16 protein-coding genes are annotated in these 18,505 nt (G+C 58.3%); 2 read left to right on the top strand and 14 right to left on the bottom strand.

Features of this window, described 5'->3' with window-relative positions; all coding sequences use genetic code 11:
* Positions 1–23: 23 nt before the first annotated feature.
* The 5 genes from IEW65_RS00240 to IEW65_RS00220 form a co-directional block, all read right to left on the bottom strand.
* Positions 24–1,427 (bottom strand): MFS transporter, encoded by a 1,404-nt coding sequence (locus IEW65_RS00240; protein ID WP_188637524.1) that lies wholly within the window; start codon positions 1,425–1,427, stop codon positions 24–26.
* Positions 1,428–1,516: 89 nt separating this feature from the next.
* Positions 1,517–1,903 (bottom strand): hypothetical protein, encoded by a 387-nt coding sequence (locus tag IEW65_RS00235; RefSeq protein ID WP_188637523.1) that lies wholly within the window; start codon positions 1,901–1,903, stop codon positions 1,517–1,519.
* Positions 1,904–1,992: 89 nt separating this feature from the next.
* On the bottom strand, positions 1,993–3,504 hold the full coding sequence (gene lysS, locus IEW65_RS00230) for a lysine--tRNA ligase (protein ID WP_188637522.1): 1,512 nt from the start codon (positions 3,502–3,504) through the stop codon (positions 1,993–1,995).
* Between the two features lie 35 nt (positions 3,505–3,539).
* Positions 3,540–4,638 (bottom strand): peptide chain release factor 2 gene (gene prfB / locus IEW65_RS00225; RefSeq protein ID WP_188637521.1). Its coding sequence is split into 2 segments (ribosomal slippage): positions 3,540–4,562 and positions 4,564–4,638, totalling 1,098 coding nucleotides; the frame shifts between segments, so codons are not numbered across the junction.
* Between the two features lie 260 nt (positions 4,639–4,898).
* A complete protein-coding gene (locus IEW65_RS00220) occupies positions 4,899–6,278 on the bottom strand; it encodes an OmpP1/FadL family transporter (RefSeq protein ID WP_188637520.1) in 1,380 nt (459 codons plus the stop codon).
* 264 nt (positions 6,279–6,542) lie between these two features.
* Between IEW65_RS00220 and IEW65_RS00215 the strand changes: the two genes are divergently transcribed.
* A complete protein-coding gene (locus IEW65_RS00215) occupies positions 6,543–6,995 on the top strand; it encodes a MerR family transcriptional regulator (protein WP_422822585.1) in 453 nt (150 codons plus the stop codon).
* Positions 6,965–9,475 (top strand): heavy metal translocating P-type ATPase, encoded by a 2,511-nt coding sequence (locus IEW65_RS00210; RefSeq protein ID WP_188637519.1) that lies wholly within the window; start codon positions 6,965–6,967, stop codon positions 9,473–9,475. Before IEW65_RS00215 ends, IEW65_RS00210 begins: the two co-directional genes overlap by 31 nt.
* Positions 9,476–9,550: 75 nt before the next feature.
* Here the strand turns inward: IEW65_RS00210 and IEW65_RS00205 are convergent, their stop codons facing one another.
* From IEW65_RS00205 to rimM, 9 genes are all read right to left on the bottom strand, one after another.
* The gene (locus IEW65_RS00205; RefSeq protein ID WP_188637518.1) at positions 9,551–10,168 is read right to left on the bottom strand and encodes a YitT family protein; all 618 of its coding nucleotides are present in this window, start codon (positions 10,166–10,168) and stop codon (positions 9,551–9,553) included.
* A 71-nt stretch (positions 10,169–10,239) separates the two neighbouring features.
* Positions 10,240–12,036: a single-stranded-DNA-specific exonuclease RecJ gene (locus IEW65_RS00200; protein ID WP_188637517.1), complete on the bottom strand. Its 1,797-nt coding sequence runs from the start codon at positions 12,034–12,036 to the stop codon at positions 10,240–10,242.
* A gap of 6 nt (positions 12,037–12,042) precedes the next feature.
* On the bottom strand, positions 12,043–13,431 hold the full coding sequence (gene thrC, locus IEW65_RS00195; protein WP_188637516.1) for a threonine synthase: 1,389 nt from the start codon (positions 13,429–13,431) through the stop codon (positions 12,043–12,045).
* 3 nt (positions 13,432–13,434) lie between these two features.
* Positions 13,435–14,751, bottom strand: a complete 1,317-nt coding sequence (locus IEW65_RS00190) for a homoserine dehydrogenase (protein WP_188637515.1) — start codon at positions 14,749–14,751, stop codon at positions 13,435–13,437.
* An 85-nt stretch (positions 14,752–14,836) separates the two neighbouring features.
* Positions 14,837–15,628 carry a DsbC family protein gene (locus tag IEW65_RS00185; RefSeq protein ID WP_188637514.1) on the bottom strand — a complete coding sequence of 264 codons (792 nt, stop codon included), beginning with the start codon at positions 15,626–15,628 and terminating at the stop codon, positions 14,837–14,839.
* Positions 15,603–16,484, bottom strand: coding sequence for a site-specific tyrosine recombinase XerD (gene xerD / locus IEW65_RS00180; RefSeq protein ID WP_188637513.1), 882 nt, complete (start codon positions 16,482–16,484; stop codon positions 15,603–15,605). The genes IEW65_RS00185 and xerD overlap by 26 nt, the downstream gene beginning before the upstream one ends.
* A 103-nt stretch (positions 16,485–16,587) precedes the next feature.
* Entirely contained in the window at positions 16,588–16,944 is a 357-nt protein-coding gene (gene rplS, locus IEW65_RS00175; RefSeq protein WP_188637512.1) for a 50S ribosomal protein L19, read from the bottom strand.
* Positions 16,945–17,093: 149 nt separating this feature from the next.
* Positions 17,094–17,870, bottom strand: a complete 777-nt coding sequence (gene trmD / locus IEW65_RS00170) for a tRNA (guanosine(37)-N1)-methyltransferase TrmD (RefSeq protein WP_188638249.1) — start codon at positions 17,868–17,870, stop codon at positions 17,094–17,096.
* 89 nt (positions 17,871–17,959) lie between these two features.
* Complete coding sequence (gene rimM, locus IEW65_RS00165) at positions 17,960–18,505, bottom strand: ribosome maturation factor RimM (RefSeq protein WP_188637511.1); 546 nt, start codon at positions 18,503–18,505, stop codon at positions 17,960–17,962.

The following is an 18,505-nucleotide window of genomic DNA, read 5'->3' as shown; positions in this document are numbered from 1 at the left end:
AGCAACTCACTTATTGTACGCCCTTACCGGCCAGCAGACGATGCCCGCCGCTCAACCAGAGCGCGCTGGGCCACGCGAACCCGCGATAGACTCGCCAACAAGGCCAAGAACGTTGTTCCGGCCCCTAGCCACAGGGTAACTTGGATAGGTGCCCCCAACGCGAGGGCAGCGCCCACCAGAGCAACCCCAAACGACTGCCCTACCGTACGCGTGGTACTCATCACCCCTGAGACGTTTGCGCTGCGCTCCGGCGGCAGGCTGCCCATCATTTCGCGATTATTCGGCGGCTGGAAAAGGCCAAAGCCAATACCGCACAGCGCCGTGCGCCACAGACTGCCCGCCACCCCCGTGCTTTCATCCACCAGCGCCAGCGCCACCAATCCCACAATCAGCAATACCAGCCCCACGCTCGACAGCAAGCTAGGGTTAATGCGGTCTGCCAAGCGTCCGGCAAGGGGCCCAATGACCATAATGGCCAGCGGCCACGGGGTGAAGAGCCACGCGGTTTCTAAAGGCGAAAACCCCATCTGCTCTTGGTAAAAGAACGACAGCGCCACAAAGGTTAACCCCTGGCCGATAAACGCCAGCCCCGATGCCGACACCGCCAGCGTAAAGCGCTTCTCAGCAAACACACTCAGCGGTAATAACGGGTAAGGAGCACGACGTTGGCGACGGATAAACAGCCCACACGCCGTCACGGCCAGCAGCGCCCAGCCGCCACTTTGCCAAACAGGCGCGGCGTGCCCAACGGCATCCATGGCGACAAAAAAGCTCGCCAGCATCACCATAGAATACACCGCGCCCAGCGTATCGAAGCTGCCCTGGCGGGGTGTATCCCGTGGCAGCGCACGGTGAGCTAGCCAAAGCGAACAAAGCCCTAACGGCACGTTTAGCGCAAACAGCCACGGCCAGTCGGCAAATGAGAGAATCACCCCGCTGAGCGTTGGCCCTGCTGCATAGCCTCCCGCCACCACCAGTGCGCTTAAGCCCAGGGCGCTGCCCAGCAGCCTAGAGGGAAAAATAGCCCGGTAGAGCGATGGGCCAATCGAGAGCGTCGCTGCCGCCCCCAAGCCCTGCAGCGCACGAAATACCAACAGCGTTTCTAAATTGCGTGACAGCGCTGCCCCCAGCGCGGCCAGTACGAAGGTCGCCAGGCCAAATAGGTAAAGCCTCCGACGGGTAATCAGCTCACTCACGCCTGCAAAAACCAGCAAAAACGCCGCACACACCACCTGGAATAAGTTGGTAATCCAGACGGCCCGCGAGGCAGACACATTCAGATCAGCGGCAATCGTAGGCAGGGCGAGGTTGATCATGGTGGTATCCACCACGGCCATGAGCGTACCGGTAACCAGTGCTAAGACAGCGAGCAGGCGCTCTGGCCCTGGCAGGCCATCGTCGCCGGGGCGAGTTTCAAACAGTCGCATGGTGATGAGTTCCTAAACAACACCCTCTGAAACGGCGAAACCGGCCGAAGCCGGTTTCACAATGCGCTTACGCTAAAAATAATAGCACGCTAATCTTGTTCGCTGTCGAGCAGCAACGCGTCGTCCACGTCTGAAATTTCCAGGGCGGTTTCGTCGTCTAGGTCGATGGCTAAGTAGCTGTGTTCAACGCGCAGGAAATCCTGAAACAGTGACCAATCCAGCTTCTCTGGCCACTGGCGCTCATCCTCTTCCCAAGCACGCAGTTCGGTTTCGAGAATTTCAGCGTGGCGGTCTCGGACAAACGTTTCCAGCGCCTCAGGGGTATCCATTTCAGGAATGAGGTACACCGTACTTTCACGTTCGACGTCGTCCAGGGTCAGGTCGTCGTCTCCCATGGTGGGTTCGAGCGCATTGATCCAGTCCACGAAGGTCTGGGTCGGCCTGACGCTCAGGGCAGAGCGATTTAGCAGTTTCATTGGATTCTCCTCGCCGTCGAAACGTTGACCATTATGGGCGCTAAGTCGCGCCCTTACCAACTTTTCGTCCGCCACCGCCAAGTTTAGCGTTAATCGACCTCAGGGCGCATCGCCGGGAACAGCAGCACGTCGCGAATCGAGGCACTGTCGGTAAACAGCATCACTAAACGGTCAATACCAATCCCCTCGCCTGCCGTGGGCGGCAAGCCGTACTCCAGTGCGCGCACGTAGTCGGCGTCAAAGTACATCGCTTCTAAGTCGCCGGCGTCTTTTTCCGCTGCCTGCTCACGGAAACGCGCTGCCTGGTCTTCGGCATCGTTAAGCTCGGAGAAGCCGTTGGCGATCTCGCGACCACCGACGAAGAACTCAAAGCGATCAGTGACGAAGGGGTTGGCATCGTTACGACGCGCCAGCGGGCTGACCTCTGCCGGGTATTCAGTGATAAACGTGGGCTGGTCCAGCTTGTGTTCCGCCACTTCTTCAAAGATCTCGGTTTGAACTTTACCCAGGCCCCAGCTCTCTTTGACTTTGATGCCCAGTTTTTCCGCCGCAGTGCGGGCAGCATCCAGGGTATCCAGGTCAGCGTCGGTGATGCCGTCGCCGTGCTCAAGAATGGCGTTGCGCAGCGTCAGGCGCTTAAAGGACTGGCCAAAGTCATAGCTTGTCCCTTGGTAGGTAATCAACGTGGTGCCCAACACTTCCTGCGCGGCCGTGCGCAGCATGGCTTCAGTCATGTCTAAAAGGTCGCGGTAATCTGCGTAAGCCCAGTAGAACTCCACCATGGTGAACTCAGGGTTATGCCGCGTAGACAGCCCTTCGTTACGGAAGTTACGGTTGATTTCAAACACTTTCTCGAAACCACCCACGACCAGACGCTTCAGGTAAAGCTCCGGCGCAATACGCAGATACATATCAATATCCAGCGCATTGTGATGAGTGATAAACGGGCGCGCCGCCGCGCCGCCGGGAATCGGCTGCAGCATCGGCGTTTCCACTTCCATAAAGCCACGGGCTTCAAAGAAGCGGCGCATGGAGCTGATCACCGCGGCACGGGTCTCGAACACCTTACGCGACTGCGGGTTCATGATCAGATCGACGTAGCGCTGGCGGTAGCGCGCTTCTTGGTCGGTCAGACCGTGGAACTTGTCCGGCAGCGGGCGCAGGCTCTTGGTCAGCAGCTGCGCCTCTTCCATCATGACGTACAAGTCGCCTTTACCCGACTTATGCACCGGGCCACGCGCCGCCACGATATCGCCGATATCCCAGCCTTTGATGTCTTCCAGCACGTCTTCCGGCAGCCCTTTTTTGTCTACGTAGAGCTGAATTTGGCCTGCCACGTCCTGGATGACGATAAACGGGCCGCGCTGACGCATCACGCGCCCCGCTACAGACGCCTGATGGCCCAGCGCTTCCAGCTCGGCTTTATCTTTCTCACCCAGCAGGTTGTGGAGCTCAACGGTTAAGCTGTCGCGGCGAAAATCATTCGGAAAAGCGCTCTTACCCTGCTCAGCGGCACGCTCACGACGGGCAGTGAGCTTGGCACGGCGCTCGGCAATCAGGTGGTTTTCGTTGTCGAGAGAAGACGCGTCTTGGTTAGCCATCGGGCACCCTATTTATGTTCAAACGCTAAAAAAGATTACAAACCCTGCTTCAGGCTGGCGACGATAAACTGATCCAGATCGCCATCGAGCACCTTATCGCAGTTGCTGGACTGAACGCCGGTACGCAGATCTTTAATGCGCTGATCGTCCAATACGTAAGAGCGAATTTGGCTACCCCAGCCGATATCGGCTTTGGAGTCTTCTGCTTCCTGCTTGGCCGCATTGCGCTTTTGCATTTCAAACTCCCACAGCTTCGCTTTTAACTGCTTCATGGCGAAGTCGCGGTTGGCATGCTGGCTGCGCTGGTTCTGACACGCCACCACAATGCCCGTGGGCTCGTGGGTAATCCGCACGGCTGAGTCCGTGGTGTTAACGTGCTGACCACCGGCACCGCTGGAGCGGTAGGTATCGACGCGCAGATCAGAGGGGTTAAGTTCCACCTCAAAGCTATCGTCGATTTCAGGTGACAGAAACACCGATGCAAACGAGGTATGGCGGCGGCCGCCAGAATCAAACGGGCTTTTACGTACTAAGCGGTGAACGCCGGTTTCCGTGCGCAGCCAACCAAACGCATGATCACCCTGAATATGGATGGACGCCGATTTGATACCTGCCACTTCGCCCGCCGAGATTTCGATGATTTCGGCTTTAAAACCATGGCTTTCTGCCCAGCGCAGGTACATACGCAGCAGAATATTAGCCCAATCCTGCGCTTCGGTGCCGCCAGAGCCCGATTGAATATCCAGGTAGGCGTTGTTCTCGTCCATTTCTCCGGAGAACATGCGGCGAAACTCGAGCTTTTCTAGCGCGTCTTGCAAGCCGTTAAGCTCTTTACGCACTTCCTCGACGGTGCCTTCGTCCTCTTCCATTTCAGCGAGTTCCAGCAGGTCGCGGCTATCGGCCAGGCCCTGATCTAACTCGTCGATGGTCGCTACAATAGCTTCGAGGGAGGCACGCTCTTTGCCCAGTTTTTGGGCATAGTCTGGGTCGTTCCAGACGTTAGGATCTTCGAGTTCGCGGGAAACTTCTTCTAGCCGATCTTTACGCTCGGCATAGTCAAAGATACCCCCTAAGAACGTCTGTCCGCTCAGACAGGTCCTTGATCTGGTTATGAATCGGGTTGGTTTCCAACATGGATCGCCCTAGCCTTGTTCAGTAAATAGCGGGGTCTCATGCGCGCTAAAACGCGGCTTAAAAGAGACAGGCGCCGCTGAGGTGACTCGCAGCGTGGCACTTAACAACTTCGCGAGCCACCCCAGCGGCGGAATTCTGGCACACATTGTAACGAAACCCAGCGCATACCGCATCCATCCAGCCCTTCGTTACTCACGTAAAAAACCCGGCCGAAGCCGGGTCAGTAGGTCGAAAACCGATCAGTAAGCGCGAGCAGCCGATCAGAACCGATAGGTCAGCTGAGCACCAATGCCATGAGCTTGGTTTTTGTAGTCAGCAGAGTAGTTAGACGTGACCGGCGCAGTGGACTGGCCGGCTACAGTGAAACTATCGGTTTTAGTCTGATCAACCTGGGTGCTGCGCTCCGTCAGATAAGAGTAGGCAACATCCAGCGTTAGGTCAGGCGTGGGGCTCCAGCCAGCACCAATCGAAAAGATACGGCGATCATCTGATGGAATACGTACGCTACGAGTCGAATCTTGAGTTGGCGTAAAGTCCAGCGTTACACCTGCACGCAGTGCTAATGTTTGTGTTAGCTGATACTCACCACCTGTTGAGAATGCCCATGCATTTGAGTAGTTCTGCTGCTCGTTGGTAATCTGTCCGCGCTCATCACCGGTGACCAATATCTGATCAAAACGGCTCCAACGTGCCCAGGAAGCTCCAAACATGAGCTTCAGATTGTCACTCATTTGCTGGGTCAAGGAGAAGTTAACGGTTTCCGGCGTCGTCAAATCAAGTGCAGCTGTATCAGTAACGGTACCAATACCCAACTGATCCAATACAGGCGAGCTCGCAGTAAAATTACCCTCAAGGTTGAAATCTACTTTTGAGCGATAAGTTAAGCCTAGTGTAGTTTCTGGAACCGGCTGATAAATAACGCCTAGGTTGTAGCCCCAAGCCTCGTCATCACCCTCAACACGCGAATCTACTTCAGTTACTAAAGGGTCTAACAACGGGTTTCCAGGCACAGAAACAGGCACTTGCCTCCTCAGCTCACCCTCGACTTGGTTATAAGTTACGCCTGCACCAACTGACCATTGCTCATTGAAGCGGTATGAAACAGTTGGCTGCGCCGTCACCACTTTCAGCTCTGTATAATTGCCTTGATTACGACCTTGAGAGCTATCCTCGTACTCAGTTTTTGAGCCAAATGGCGCATATACACCAAAACCAAATGCCAAGCGCTCATTTACAGGATGCGCATAAAACGCAAAAGGCACCAGAGTACCCGGTACCATGTCACCATCGTTAGTGCCCACCACAGAACTCCCAAAAGGAGTAATACCAGTAACGCCGCCCGCGCCATCCGTGTTAACAAGCGCCCCAGTTCTAGAAGCACTCACATTACTAATATCCGTATCGACACTTAGGAAAGTACCACCCGCTGTAATCTGCGCGCGGTCAAGGAACGACATACCCGCCGGGTTACCGTACACAATGGTGGCATCGTTGATATTAGAGCTACGCCCTGCATGGCCGTACCCCTGCCCACTGACGCTCTGCTCGTTGATTTGATATCCGCCTGCGTTGGCTTGGCTAGCAAAAGCAACTGCTGCTACCGCGGCCACTAGGGTTAGTTTTTTGAAGTTATTATGCATTGTGGGCCTCTCTCCCGATGATCCGGCGGACTGTGCCATCCACCCGCGTTGTTCCTACACCTCAGTTTTCGCCCAATGTAGGGTTTGGTTCAAGGGCAAACGAGCGTTTTATTTTGTTTTTTACTTATACATTAGTCGCACGACCGTTTTAAATCAGTGTTTTAGTCATTTTGGCTGATGCTGACACGCACGCTTGACCTATGGGTAACCCATAGGTTTTACACTATTTTAAATAACATTAGATGGCGGCCTGGGAGCAAAACAGTGCTGAACGACTTAAAAGTGAGCGAACTTGCCAAACGTGGCAACGTGACTGCTGAGACCGTTCGCCATTACACGCGCGAAGGACTGCTCTCGCCCACACGCCACCCTGATAATGGCTACCAACTTTTTTCAGCTACCGACCTTGAGCGGCTGCACTTTATTCAGCGGGCGCGAAAGCTGGGCTTTAGCGTGGCGGAAATCCGCGACATTCTGGCCCATGCCGACCAAGGCGACTCCCCCTGCCCGCTGGTACGCGACCTGCTCGCTCACCGGCTGCCGCAAATACGCGCGCGCATTGCCGAACTCGAAGCGCTCGCCCAGCGAATGGAGCAAGCGCTAGAAAGTTGGCAAGACATGCCCGACGGCACCCCCGATGGCCACAGCCTGTGCCGCTTAATCGAAAGTTTTCCTGAGGAGGCCCCATGCAGCGCAACGAGCAGCCGCCAACGCTAACGCGTACCGTACCGGGCATGAACTGCCAGGGCTGCGTTAAGCGCATGCGCGAGGCGATTCAAGCCCAGGACCCGGCCGCCCAAGTGGAAGGGTTTCCTGGCGAAAAACGTCTGGAAGTGACCAGCACCCTCGACGACCAAGCGCTGGATAGTGCGCTCAACGAAGCGGGCTACCCACCCAGCGACGACGCCATTCACGCTCCGCCCCCGGACAAGCCTGAGCTCGCTGAATCGCAGAACGCCCCCGTAAGTGCGCCTCCACTGCGCCTGCTGATTAGCGGCATGACCTGCGCAGGCTGTGTCAAAAGTGTCGAAAAAGCGCTGGCCAACACGCCCGGGGTGAACAGCGCCTCGGTGAATTTTGGCACCCACACCGCCCAAGTCACCGGCAGTGCTACTCAGGAAGCACTAATGGACGCCGTTGCCAAGGCGGGCTACCGCGCCGAACCGATTGTGGATATGCGCGAAGCCGAGCGCACTCGCGAGGCGCAAGAGGCTGTTACCTACCGTCAGCGCCTCAAAGGCAGCGTGCTGTCGCTCTCTCTTGCGATTCCGCTGATGCTGAGCATGTTCATCTATCACCCCCACCCCATGGGCTTGGGCCGCCTGTACTGGCTGGTAATTGGCCTGCTGACGCTCGCTATTTTGGCCTTTCCTGGGCGGCACTTTTTCACCAACGCCTGGAAACAGCTCAAGCATCATCAGGCCAATATGGACACCCTGGTGGCGATGGGTACCGGTACCGCCTGGCTCTACTCAATGATGGTGGTGCTCTTCGCCCCCTGGCTGCCGGAGGTGGCCCAGGGGATCTATTTTGAAGCGTCGGCCATGGTGATCGGGCTTATTCTGCTGGGCAACGCCATGGAGTTACGCGCCCGTGGCCGCACCAGCAGCGCCCTTAAACGCCTGCTCGACCTACAGGAAAAAACTGCCCGAGTAATACGCAACGGTGTGGAGCAGGAAGTCGCGGTGGACGAGGTAGCGCTGGATGATCATATCCGCGTACGCCCCGGTGAACGGCTGCCGGTGGATGGCGTAGTGCTTGATGGACAGAGCTATATCGATGAGTCGATGCTCACCGGCGAACCCGTGCCGGTGCACAAAACAGCGGATGAAGAGGTAAGCGCAGGCACGGTGAATGGCAGCGGCAGCTTGGTGTACCACGCCACGCGCATCGGCCGCGATACCCGTTTGGGGCGCATTACCGAACAGGTCGCCAGTGCACAAAACTCCCGCCCGCCGATTGGCGAGCTGGCCGATAAAATATCCGGCGTGTTCGTGCCCGCCGTGATGATCATTGCAGTGCTGACGGCGCTGGCTTGGTACAACCTGGGGCCTGCCCCGGTGGTTATTCACATGCTGGTGACCGCGACCACCGTGCTGATTATCGCCTGCCCCTGCGCGCTGGGCTTGGCCACTCCCATTTCCACCATGATTGGTGTAGGCAAAGCCGCCGAGCATGGCGTGCTGGTGCGCAGCGGCGAAGCGCTGCAAACCGCTAGCCGCCTGACTACCCTGGTTGTCGATAAAACGGGAACGCTGACCGAAGGCAAACCGCGTGTGACGGAGGCAACGGTGTTGCACGACGATAGCGCTCAAGTGCTGGCCTGGGTGGCGGCGCTAGAGAGCCGCTCAGAGCACCCGCTGGCCAAAGCGCTGACGGCCTACGCTGAGGAGCACAACGCTCAACCAAGCACACTCAGCACCTTTGAGAGCGTGACCGGTGGCGGGGTGAAAGGCACCAGCGCCGATAATGACACGCTGCTGCTGGGCAATGCGCGGCTACTGAATGAGGCTGGCGTCGACCTTTCCCCGGCAGAAGAGAGCATTCGTCAGTTGGAAGCCAAGGCGCGCTCGCTGGTCTATTTAGCGGTGAATGGCAAGCTGGCCGCCCTCTTCGGCGTTAGCGACCCGCTGCGCAAAGATGCCGCCGCTGCCGTGAAGCGTTTGCAGGATGATGGGTTAACCGTGGTGATGTTGACGGGCGATAACGAGCATACCGCCGCTGCGGTGGCCCGCGAGGTCGGCATTAGCGAGTTCAAGGCAGGGATGACGCCCGACGACAAGCACGCCGAGATTGAGCGCCGCCAAGCAGCAGGGGAAGTAGTCGGCATGGTCGGCGACGGCATTAACGACGCCCCCGCACTGGCCCGGGCCAACGTAGGTTTTGCGATTGGGCAAGGCACCGATATTGCCATGGAGAGCGCCGGTATGACGCTGATGCGCGGCTCGCTGCACGGCGTGGCCACGGCGATTGAGCTTAGCCGGGCCACGCTGACCAATATTAAGCAGAACCTTGTGGGCGCGTTTGGCTATAACGTGCTGTGCATCCCGATTGCCGCTGGCGTGCTCTACCCCATTACCGGCATGCTGCTGTCACCCATTATTGCCGGCGCGGCCATGTCGCTCTCTTCGATTACCGTGGTCAGCAACGCCAACCGCCTGCGGCTATGGAAGCCCAGCCAACAGGAGGCCGTATGAGCGTAGTGATTAACTTGGCGGGTATCGGTGTGATTGGCGTTATCGTTTGGTGGTTTTGGCTTAACTAGCCACCGCTTAGCTAACCCCTATGTAACGCCCCGGCTTATGGTTCAAGGCGATAATCAGGTTAAGCGTCAGCGCGCCGAGCACCGAGTAGCCTACGCGGTCTAGAGGTAGCTGGGTCAGCGCGATCAGCAGAATCACGCCATCGATGCCAAGCTGCACATAGCCCGCCCGCAGGCCGTGTTTATCCTGCAGGTAGAGGGCAAGAATGTTGATACCGCCGAGGCTGGTGCGGTGGCGAAACAGCATCAGCATGCCAATCCCCATTAATGCGCCGCCCATCAGCGCCGCGTAGAGCGAAGGCACGTTGGCAAACTCGACCCACCCCTGAGTGAGTTCGGAGAACAGCGATACCAAGCCGATGGCCGCAAAGGTGCGCAGCGTAAAGCTCCATCCCATGCGTTTGATCGCCAGATAGTAAAACGGCAGGTTGATAGCAAAAAACCAGATACCAAACCCCCACCCCGTGACATAGTTCAGCAACAGCGCAAGCCCTGCGGTGCTGCCGGTGAGCAGCACCGCGTGGGTGTAAAACGTCACCCCCAGCGCCACAAACAGCGTGCCCAACAGCATCGCCATGATGTCTTCATAGGGCTTATGGGGGTCTTTAGGCAGGTCTTCCATGCGCATGAGTGCGTCCTTTTTTAGGATTATTAGAGCGGCCGCTTAAGCGGCCAAGGACGCGAGGATAGCGGAGAGTATTAAACGGGGCTAGCGTGCTCCACCATCAGCTGCAATGACTCGCGGCCGCGCCAGCGGTTGCGATTGAGCTTGTAAGCGCAGTGCAGCGTATCGCCCACGCTAAACGAGGGCAGCTCCCCCGGCGTCAGCGCGCGAAACCAGATCGCTTTGCTGGTCACGGCCCCCATGGAGAGCTCCATCATCAGGTGTGAGCCCTCTGCGCCTACGGGGCGCAGCGCCTCGACAATAAAGCGCCCTTCAAATAGCGGCGGGTCGAACTCCCGCCCGTAGGGGCCTAACGTCTCGATTTCCACCAGCGTCGTCAGCGAGAGCTGGGCGGTCGAGAGCTCGCCATCGGTCCACAGACGCGGGTAGAGCGGTGTGTCGCCCAACTGCTCGCCAACCGCTTGCAAAAACGCGGCTTTAAAGGCCGCCAGCTGCTCCCGTGGCACGCCTACACCTGCGGCACCACTGTGCCCCCCAAAGCGCGGCAGCGCCTCAGGAGCAAGCTCAAAGGTGCGTTGCAGGGCATCTCTTAGGTGCAGCCCCTCAATGGAGCGGCCGGAGCCGGTGAGCATATTGGGTGCCGCTGCCCGCGTGAGTACCACGGCTGGACGTCCGTAGGCCTGCACCAGCCGCGAGGCGACGATGCCCTGCACGCCGGGGTGGCCATCTTCCAACAGCACCACGACGGCAGGCTCGTTGGCCTCCAAGGCGGGAACGGCGAGCGCCCGCGCCTCCTCGGCCATATCCGCCTCAATCGCCTTGCGGGACTGGTTATCCTGGTCAAGCACTTCAAGCTGACGGTTCGCGACACCGTCGCTCTCTGCCAGCATAAAGTGCAGCGCCGCGTAGGGGTCATCTAGCCGCGAACGGGCGTTGATCCTCGGGCCCATCTGAAACGCCAAGGTTTCAGCATTGAAGGGCACGCTGTCGGCCCCTAAGCGCGCGGCCATAGCCCGCCAGCAGGCGGCATCCATACGGTTGATCAGCGTCAAACCGTAGTTCACTACCGCACGGTTGGCGGGGCTTCCACCCAGCGAGACGCAGTCCGCCACGGTGCCTAACGCCACGTAGGAGAGCCACGGTGAGAGCTTCGGCGTGGCCTCCGGCAGAGCCCCCCACTCCACCAGTACGCCGCGGGCGAGCGACATCAGCAGCCACGCCACCATGCAGCCTGCAATGGTTTTATCCGGGTAAGCGCAGTCGCTGCGGGTCGGGTTCACACAGGCATACGCCGAGGGCGGCGGGCCTTCCATAGGCAGCGCGTGGTGGTCGCTGACCACCACATCGATACCGGCCGCTTTCAAGCGCGCAATGCGCGGCTCGTCGGAGCTACCGCAGTCGGCGGTAATCACCAGTGTGGGCAGCGGTTTTAAACTGAGCGCTCGCTCCACCAGCGGCAGGCTGATGCCGTAGCCATCGTGAATACGGTGGCCAATTAAGCTGTGCAGCTTGTGTTCGGGCACGCCAAATAGCTCGACCAGCGTGCGCCGAATCACCACGTGGGAGGTGATACCGTCCACGTCGTAGTCGGTGAGAATACCAATAGACTCGCCTTCAGACACCGCCTGAGCAATGCGCTCCGCCGCGCGGCGACCATCGGCGAGTTTTTCAGGATGCACGAGATAGCGCAGGCTGGGCGACACCAGCGGCGCAAGCTCCCCGGTATAGCCGGGCAGCCGCGACGCCAAAAGCCTTGCCTGAAGCTCGCTCAGCCCTTCAGATTGCGCACGCAAATAAACAGCCTCGTCCAGGGGACGAGGCTCTAGGCGGGGCTGGCTACTCTGCTGAGAAAGTGCTGACACCTGGGTCATATCACCTCAGCGGCGGTTGTCAGCAACGAACTGCTGTACCGCGCTTAGCTCGGCGGGCAATACCGTGTAGCGCTCTTCACGCTCCAGCAGGTCGTCCATGTGGGTCGGCAGCGGCACGCCCTGGAAGCCCGCTTTCACCACCGCCTCGGCGAATTTCGCCGGATGGGCGGTGGCCAGGGTGATCATCGGAGTGGAGGTGTCTACACGCGCCCGCTCGGCCGCTCGATAGCCGGTAGCCGTATGCGGGTCAAGAATCTCGCCGGTGCGGTGGTGGGCTTCACGAATCACTTCCAGAATCGTTTCGTCATCGACGCTGTAGCTGGCGAATTTTTCGCGCAGTTTGGCCAGCGGCGCATCGGCAAGCGCGGTGGGCTCTTGCTGGAAGCGCTCCAGCAGGGCTGCCACGGCGGCACCATCACGGTCGTAGGCATCGAACAGCAGGCGCTCAAAGTTGGACGACACGACGATATCCATCGAGGGTGCTAACGTGGCCGCCAGCTCTTTCTTGGAGAAGTCGTTGGCCGCCAGGGTGCGGTGCAGGATGTCGTTTGCATTGGTAGCGATGATGAACTGTTTCACCGGCAGGCCCATCTTGTAGGCCATGTAGCCTGCAAACACGTTACCAAAGTTAGCCGACGGAACGCAGAAGCTCACTTCCCGCTGGGGCGCACCGAGAGCAACGCCTGAAGCGATGTAGTAAACAATCTGAGCCATGATGCGCGCCCAATTGATCGAGTTCACCGCTACAAGCCGCGTGCCGTTCAAGAAGTCTTGATTGGCAAAACTGGCTTTCACCATCGCCTGGGCATCGTCGAAGTTGCCTTCAATGGCGATGTTAAAGACGTTATTTGCCAGCACAGAGGTCATCTGGCGGCGCTGCACTTCGGACACCCGGTTATGGGGGTGCAGAATAAAGATATCCAGGTTGTCGCAGTGGCGGCAGCCTTCGATGGCCGCAGAGCCGGTGTCGCCCGAGGTTGCCCCCATGATCACCGCGCGCTCGTTGCGCTTCTTCAGGAAGTGATCCAGCAGCCGCCCCAGCAGCTGCAGCGCCACGTCTTTAAACGCCAGCGTCGGGCCGTGGAACTGTTCCAGCAGGAAGTGGCTGGCATCTAACTGCTTAAGCGGCAACACCGCGTCGTGGTTGAACGTGGCGTACGCCTCGGTCACCAAGCGGCGGAAGGTCTCGTCGTCGATTTCACCGTTCACAAACGGCTTCATCACCCGAAAGGCGATCTCGGCATAGGAGAGCCCGGCCATGTCGGCCAGCTCTTCTTTAGAGAATTCAGGCAGTGTTTCCGGTACGTAGAGGCCGCCATCGCTGGCCATACCGGTGAGCACCACCTCTTCGAAAGAGAGCGCGGGGGCTTGCCCGCGCGTGCTGATATAGCGCATCGGTTACTCTCCTTCGTCCAGGCTTTCCACGCGAATACGCGTGACGGGGCCTGCGATATCCGCCATGGCTTCGATCTCGCGGATGGCTTCGTTCATCTGCTTCTCTTTGGTGCGGTGCGTCAGCAGAATAATCGGCACCAGCTCGCCTTCGGTGGCTTCTTTCTGAATCAGCGCTTCAATGGAGATGCCCTGCTCTGCCAGAATGGTGGCCACACGGGCCAGTACGCCGGGGCGGTCTACCGCCAGCAGGCGCAGGTAGTAGGCCGTGGTGATATCTTCCATCGGCATAATCGGCAGTTGGCTGACGTCTTCGTCAATGCCGCTAAACGCCAGGTAAGGCACCCGATAGTGGTGGTCGGTGGTGATATCACGCGCCACGTCTAACAGGTCAGCGACCACCGCAGATGCCGTTGGCTCAGCACCCGCGCCCGCACCGTAATACAGCGTCGGGCCGACGGCGTCGCCCATCACCGCAATGGCGTTTTTCACGCCGTGTACATTGGCCAGCAGGCGCTCTTTCGGAATCAGCGTGGGGTGAACCCGCAGCTCAAGACCTTGATCGGTGCGCTTGGAAATACCCAGGTGCTTGATGACGTAACCGAGGTTATCGGCCTGCTCCACGTCTTCGGCGGTGATGCGCGAAATGCCTTCGGTGAAGGCTTTTTCAAACTGCAGCGGCACGCCGTAAGCAATGGAGGCAAGAATAGTGAGCTTGTGGGCCGCATCAATTCCTTCCACATCGAAGGTGGGGTCAGATTCGGCGTAACCCAGCGCCTGCGCTTCGGCCAATACGTCTTCAAAGGCACGGCCTTCGTCACGCATGTGGGTCAAAATGTAGTTGCCGGTGCCATTGATGATGCCGGCGACCCACTCAATACGGTTGGCACCCAGGCCTTCGCGCAGCGACTTGATGACCGGAATACCGCCAGCGACCGCCGCTTCAAACGCCACGATGACGCCCTTTTCGTGGGCCGCACGGAAAATCTCGTTACCGTGAACGGCGATCAGCGCCTTGTTGGCGGTAACCACGTGCTTGCCGTTGGCAATCGCGGTGAGCACCAGCTCGCGGGCAATGTCGTAACCGCCAATTAGCTCAACCAGCACATCCACATCGGGGTTGTTAGCGACTTCAAACACATCGGTCGTCGCGTTAATGCCGGTAATATCGCAGTCGGGATGAATACTGCGGTGGGCAACCTGCTCAATCACAATCGGGCGGCCTGCGCGGCGGCTAATATCGTCCGCGTTGCGCGTCAAGACGTTAAAGGTGCCGCCACCGACAGTGCCTAACCCACAAATGCCTACTCTTACCGGTTTCAAAATACTTCCCCTTTCGTGTTGGGCACCCGCAGGTGCCGCCTCTTAATTCAGTGTCTCAGCGTGATCGTTCGTCACTCAGGTGACGTTATTCATCTTCCAAGCCTAACATGGCAACGAGCCGGTCGGGGGGTACAAACCCAGGTACCATTTGCCCGTCAGGCAGAAGGATAGCGGGGGTGCCCTGCACGCCCAGTGCTTGCCCCAGGGCGTACTGGTCTGCCACTGGGTTATCGCAGCTTGCGCTCGCGGCAATCGCCTGCCCCTCTTTGGCCTGATTCATCGCCTCGCTGCGATTATCAGAGCACCATACCTGCTGCAAGGTAGTGGCAGCGCCGCTGCCCATCCCTGCGCGAGGGAAGGCTAGATAGTGTACCGCAATCCCCCGCTCATTGAGCTCAGGGATGGTCTCATGCAGGCGCTCGCAGTAGGGGCAGGTGGGGTCGGTAAACACTACCACCGTGGCTTTGGGTTCATCGACACCCCGAAAGACCACACGCTCGCTCTCTGGAATCGCCGCCAGCGCTGAGGCGCGCTCTTGATTGCGGGACTGCTCGGTCAAATTTACCAGCCCATTATCCGCATTTTGGTAGAGGTCCCCTACCAAAAAGTGGCTACCGTCCGCATTGGAATAAAACGACTCACCGCTCTCGAGGCGAACGTGATACACCCCTTCCATGGGCGTAGCACTCACCTGCTCCACAGGCATCGTCTGACCATTGACCTGTAAATTCTCAGCCAAGCGCTCGGCAACATCGTCGGCGTAGGCAAAAGTCGGCAGTAAACTGCCTGCCAGCACCAGCAAAGGGGCACAGGATTTCGCAACTGACGGCATACGTTGGCGCATTCTTTGATTAACCTCGCGGATGATGTTCAGCATGCAGCTGCTCCAGGCGCGCCTGGGCAACGTGCGTATAAATTTGCGTAGTGGATAGGTCGCTATGACCTAGCAGCAGCTGTACGACCCGCAAATTAGCCCCATGATTCAATAAATGAGTCGCAAAGGCGTGCCGCAATGTATGTGGCGACAGCGGCCGCGATATGCCTGCGGTGATGGCATGGGCTTTAATGCGGTGCCAAAACGTCTGCCGCGTCATGGCGTTATCGCCTCGCCCAGGGAACAGCGCCGGGCGCGTGGGGTCTTGCATCAACGCCGGGCGCGCCGTTTTCAAGTACTGCGCTAGCCACTCGGCGGCTTCTTCCCCCATCGGCACTAGGCGGTCCTTATCTCCTTTGCCACGCACGCGCACCACGCCTTGACGCAAATTCACCGCATCGCCGGTCAAGCCAACAAGCTCAGACACCCGCAGCCCGCAGGCATAAAGCAGCTCCAGCATAGTGCGGTCACGCACACCCAGCGGTGTGCCCACATCCGGGGCTAGCAGCAGGCGCTCAACCTCCTCTTCTTCCAGCGTATTGGGCAGGCTGGGGCGCACTTTGGGCAGCGTCACATTCGCCAGCGGGTCGCTGTCGATATGCCCATAGAGCCGCGCCCAGCGATAAAAGCTGCGCAACGACGATAACACTCTGGCGTTACTGCGCAGCTGGTAACCTTGCTCGCGACGCTGCTCCATCCAGGTGCCAAAGCGCTCTGGCGAGGCGGTGAGTAACGTTTCATCATCGCGTTCAAGCTGCTGCTGCCAGGCGGTTAGATCGCGCCGATAGGCCGCTAGCGTATGGTCGCTGGCCCCTTGCTCTAGCCAAAGAGCATCCAGATAGGCATCAATCACGCTCATAGGCTAACGGTCTCACTGGAAGGCAACAAACAAAAACCCCGCCCCGCAAAGCGGTGACGGGGTTTTCCGTATCCGAGCGCTACGCGCCCGTGAAAAGCGGCTATTAACCCAGCTTTTCTTTGATACGCGCCGACTTACCGCTGCGCTCACGCAGGTAGTAAAGTTTGGCTTGACGAACATCACCGCGACGCTTGACTTCAATAGAGTCAACCAGCGGGCTGTAGGTCTGGAAGGTACGCTCAACGCCAACACCGTGGGAGATTTTACGCACGGTGAAAGCGGAGTTCAGGCCGCGGTTACGCTTGCCGATTACCACACCTTCAAACGCCTGCAGACGCTCACGAGTACCTTCTTTTACTTTAACCTGAACGACAATGGTGTCGCCCGGTGCAAAAGCAGGAATCTCTTTGCTCATTTGCTCGGCTTCGATCGCCTGGATCACCTTATTCTTGCTGCTCATCTTCATGCTCCTAAATAACGTAATGATTTGCCACGCAGTTGTGGAAGGGGCAAACCGTGATCCCGGCGCTCGAAGCGAGCCACGCGGGAGTCGTTATGGGTGACACAGGTGCGCTAGCTGCTGCTGTCGCCCTGCACCGCCGCCCTGGTCTACTTTGTTTCTGCTAACAAAGCGGACGAGGCGTGCTCCTCGATAAACTCGTCTAGCAGCTGCTGCTGCTCAGCGGTTAATGTACGTCCTGCCAACAAATCAGGACGACGCTGCCAAGTGCGGCCCAAAGACTGCTTCAACCGCCAGCGCTTGATGGCTGCATGATTACCGCTTAGCAGCACGTCAGGCACATGACGCCCGTCAATCACTTCAGGACGGGTATAGTGCGGACAGTCTAACAAGCAGTCATTGAACGAGTCTTCGATAGCGGAATCCTGATGGCCCAGCACGCCGGGTATCAGCCTTGCCGCTGCGTCAATCAGCACCATCGCGGGCAGCTCTCCGCCGCTCAGCACATAGTCACCAATTGACCACTCTTCATCGATGTCACCTTCTACCACCCGCTCGTCGATCCCTTCATAGCGCCCTGCAACCACCACTAAAGGGCCGGCTGAGGCGAGCGCTTGAACCCCTTGCTGATCTAACTTGCGCCCTTGGGGCGACAGGTAGATCACTGTTGGCGTAAGCCCAGTTGCCTGCTCGGCACGTTGGCGAGCATCAAAGATAGCAGCCCGTAGGGTGTCTACCTTCATTAGCATTCCGGGGCCGCCGCCATAGGGGCGATCGTCCACGCTGCGGTGGCGGTCAGTGGCGTAATCGCGCGGATTCCAAAACTCTAGCGCAATTCGCTGTTTCTCTATTGAGCGACTAATGACACCCTGCTGGGTAATCGCGTCAAACATTTCGGGAAACAGCGACACTACGCCAATCCACATCGCCGGGGCGTCTGTCGGCTGACTCGCTTGCGCGTCTGTTGCTACCGTTGCATCTGTATCCATCAGTTTATTCAAAGCAGGCTGGCTCATTAAAACTCAGGATCCCAGTCGACTACCATGCGGCGGTCTTCCAGGTTGATGTCAACGATCACATCGTTGGGCAAGAAAGGTAACAGTCGCTCGCGCTTGTCGATTGCGTCATTGTCACCACGCACCACCATGACATCGTTCGCGCCGGTTTCAAACAGGTAGCTGACCTGCCCTAACCGCTCGCCTGACTGAGTAAAGACACTCATGCCTTCAAGCTCATGCCAGTAGTACTCATCGTCGGAAAGCTCAGGCAGTGACTCTTTCGGCATTAGGATATCCGCTTGCGCCAGCGCTTCGGCTGCCGTTCGGTCATCCACACCTTTTAACTGCACCACCAACCCTTTACCTTGCCGACTCCCCTGAACCACGGTCATACGCGTGAGGGTTTCCCCTTGGCGCACCCACCATTCGGGGTACTCTAGAATGCTGTCCATGGGGCTGGTATAGGAGTACACCTTTAGCCAACCTTTAATCCCGTGAGGGCTGGTTAGCTTACCAAGCACCACGTGTGTGTCGTCAGTATGGCTAGTTTCAAAACGCGTCAT

Origin of the sequence: Vreelandella lutescens (assembly GCF_014640815.1) — a bacterium.
Taxonomy (GTDB): Bacteria; Pseudomonadota; Gammaproteobacteria; order Pseudomonadales; family Halomonadaceae; genus Vreelandella; species Vreelandella lutescens.
This window is presented reverse-complemented; position numbering and strand designations above follow the sequence as displayed.